General features: G+C 46.9%; 2 protein-coding genes. Both read right to left on the reverse strand.

Annotated features, from left to right (window positions below; translation table 11 throughout):
- Positions 1-1036: hypothetical protein (locus tag KDK17_RS08480; protein ID WP_257287855.1), on the reverse strand; the 1036-nt coding region annotated here is incomplete at its 3' end.
- A gap of 150 nt (positions 1037-1186) precedes the next feature.
- Positions 1187-3356, reverse strand: a 2170-nt coding sequence (locus tag KDK17_RS08485; RefSeq protein ID WP_257287856.1) for a transglutaminase-like domain-containing protein, incomplete at its 5' end; no start/stop codon positions are given.

The raw sequence follows: 3356 nt of genomic DNA on the forward strand, positions 1-3356 counted from the left end.
GAAGCTCGTCCTTCCCTACCGGCATTTGATAAAACTGAACATTGTCGGGTAACTGCCGGAGCTTCCCATTACTCTCAAAGCTCCTCTGCACCAGCATCTGTCGAATCGTCTGTTCAAAGGCCAGATCCTGCCAGTTGGCGCCTTTCAGAATCACCCGTTGTCCGGCCCTTAATGTTTCAAGCCTGCCGGGGATATGCTGGATTCGCCCTTGTTTATCCACTCCGGGGCCACCCAACAGCAACTGTCGCCAGTTACTGTGCAAGTGGCAGTCAATAAGAATGGTATTGTCGTCATCCATAGTGCTTGCGTCAGAGGAAAGTTCAGCCAATACCGGAGGAACCTCATTGATCTCCATCGATGAGTCATCGCTGGTCTGTGCATCAAACTGCCAGGTATTGCCCGGTCGGTTAATTCGCCGCCAGAAATCTGCACCCGGTGCATCGTCGGCCCGGCCAACCGATGCCAACTGTTCAGGGTTTGCCAGAACCAGCAGATCAACATGCTCACCCAGGGAGCGTTTCTTCTGGCTGACTTTGTCGTATAAACAGGGGTTATCCGGGTCCAGCAGATCGTTAAATTTTGGCAGCTCCTCACTGGTGAGTTTCCGGATATCCATCACCAGAGTGAGTGGCTTTAGACCGTCAAACAGCTTGCCTGAACGCAGAACGTGGCGACCATCGTCAGCAATGCTCAACCGGCTCACCAGATTAGCCCGTGAAAGATCCTCGGGATGGGAAATAAGGGTAACATCCCGATGTTTATCGCCAGACTGGGCAACCAGAAGTTGTCGAACCTCATCATCACTGGTGACAAAACGAAAATCAAAAGAGTGAGGAAGCCTGCGAAGCAAGGAATCCCCTAAGGACAGGGTTCTCGCCCTGTCAGGCATTGCACCCGGAGTCGGCGACCTATTGAGTCTGACAGTTACGCCAGTAACCTCTGCAATCTCTGGTGGTGAATCCAGCTTTGCTCTCCTGTCTGGTAAACCACTACCAGGAACAGGTTCCTTTATTTTCCCGCCAATCAGACCATCCATAGTCAATCTCCCTCCTGTCATCTGAAGGACTGCATTGAAATTGTTTATTGATATGACCTTCAGAAAGAAGGAAAGTTCGATTTGGATAGTTGGCCGTAACCATTAAACAAAGCCACCGGTCTCGAAAAACTCATCGTGACCAAACTATGATCAGATATCCAATGACTCAGACATCGAATTCAAGTTCACACTGCCCAAAAACTCTCCAGCAATGATGTTCAGCTCTTTGGACTTTAGCACCAGAGCATCACTGCCGTTGTGTGCTTGTCGCAAGTAGGCGTCCTTGATAGATTCCTCAACAGAGCGAGGGATATAAATATCAGACATCATGGCAAACAGCTCTTCTGGTGAGGATGGATCATGAGCGCCGTAGCTAAAGTAGGTACACCCAGTCTCAGAATTCATGATAGCTTCAACCCAACAATAGGTTAAGCAACCGCCTTTTGAGTGTGTCAATCCATACAGATAATGACTGAGGGCATGCTCAATCGCTTGCTTGCATTTAGTTTTGAAGTCATCCAGCGTTTTTTTCTCCTCATCCGACATCTTGAGGGGAGTTAGACTCGGGTGATCTCCTGCTTCGATCAAACGCTCTTTTTTACTAAATGCTTCATCTGATTCTTCAAGATCTTTGAGGAGTTGTTTTCTCACAAGCTCATATTGATTGTTTTTTTCCATTATCCGCTTAAGTTGTGGACTGTTCTCTGCTTTTCGTTCAAGCATGGCTTGAACCTTTTCATCAATTACATAACACCACCAGGAGGGTTCCCCCATGATAATCACCGGACGGTGTTTTCCCCTGCCCGAGTTTAACTGTGGAAAAGCAGGCTGTTGCACCAGCATTCGTTCTATATTCGGAATGCCCTCAGGATTGTTCGTCCAGACGTCTTGAATAGATCGATGGGCAATTTTATTTTCAAGGGATGGCGAAAACCCGTCATGGCAATGAGTGACGAGCAAGGTATCACCTGTTTCCCTTTGGAACTTTTTATAATTTGAACGCCATACCTCACTATTTTTTTCCTTGGACAACAATGCGTTATAAAACTTTTTCAGACAATGGTCGGCTTTAACCTTCAGTTCATCGATGCCTTCCAGGGACACCAAAAGCTCATGATGTTCAGAGGCATTGATAATATCACGGTCATAATCTGGCAGTGGATCCAGCCAACCCGATTCCATGGCTTTAAGGGCAAACTGAATAACCGAAGGTTTGTTCAGGTCGCTCTGACTCAATATATACACCATTGAACTCAACCACTCTTGAGGATTTGCTCCGCCTTGAATAATCATTTTTGAGTACAGTGACTCAAGTTGTTCACTGACCTGATCTTCATCATTGTCGAACAAGATTTGTATGACTGCCTCTGACATTGGTTTATAGTCGCGAGATTCATTCCTCCAATCCAGATCGAAGCCAGGCCCACCAACGACTTCATCCATCATGTCAAAGAAACGTGGTATGTCTTCCGCCGACTCATCCTGATCGTCGAGAGCCACAACACCGAGCAATTTCTTCTCGTCATCGCTCAATGCTTTTGTCTTTGATAACAATGAGACACCCATGGCAAAACTGGTTGAATCTTTTTGTCCCCAAAGGTTTTTTACCGTCTGGAAAGTACTTGGAATTGTTTTTGGCAATGCACTTTTTGATAACAATGAGACACCCATAGCAAAACTGGTTGAATCTTTTTGTCCCCAAAGGTTTTTTGCCATCTGGAAAGTACTTGGAATTGTTTCTGGCAATGCACTGTTCGTCTGAAGGGCTTTGTTCGTTTTCTCGGGGCTCGTAGCACAGGCTTTAGCCAGAGTTTGCTGTTGTGCTAAATCTGCCCCTTTCAGAGGATCCTTAATTTTCTTTGGCGCAGCGCTGGAGCTATGCACCTTTCTGGTGGGCTGAAATTTTGGTATCACTTTTGTGTCCTTTACAGGCGCCCCGCCCAAATCCACTGACATCCAGGTTTGGCCTCCATCCCCGGAACACTCGGCAAAGATGTGGGTAGTGTTAGTCATTTGCCGACATGGAATCCCGAAATAACGACAAAGAGCAATAAAAACAGGCACACGATGGCGACAGCTCCCTTGCCGCCGTGTTACCAGGAATTTAAAGAAATTCTCTTTGCGCTTTGGTTTAACACCACCGGAAAACTGTTCGCAATACTCCGTTATTGCCTGAATGCGTTCTGCCGTGCCTTGAGCGGCTGCTATTTTCCGCAAAGGTTCCCGTATTTCGGTTGTTTGTTGCTCAATGTTCGTAAACAACTCGTCCAGTACTGTTTTCATGCCTTCTGAACAGACGGCGTCAAACCATGTTGACCGT

Origin of the sequence: Endozoicomonas sp. SESOKO2 (assembly GCF_024606245.1) — a bacterium.
Lineage (GTDB): Bacteria > Pseudomonadota > Gammaproteobacteria > Pseudomonadales > Endozoicomonadaceae > Endozoicomonas_A.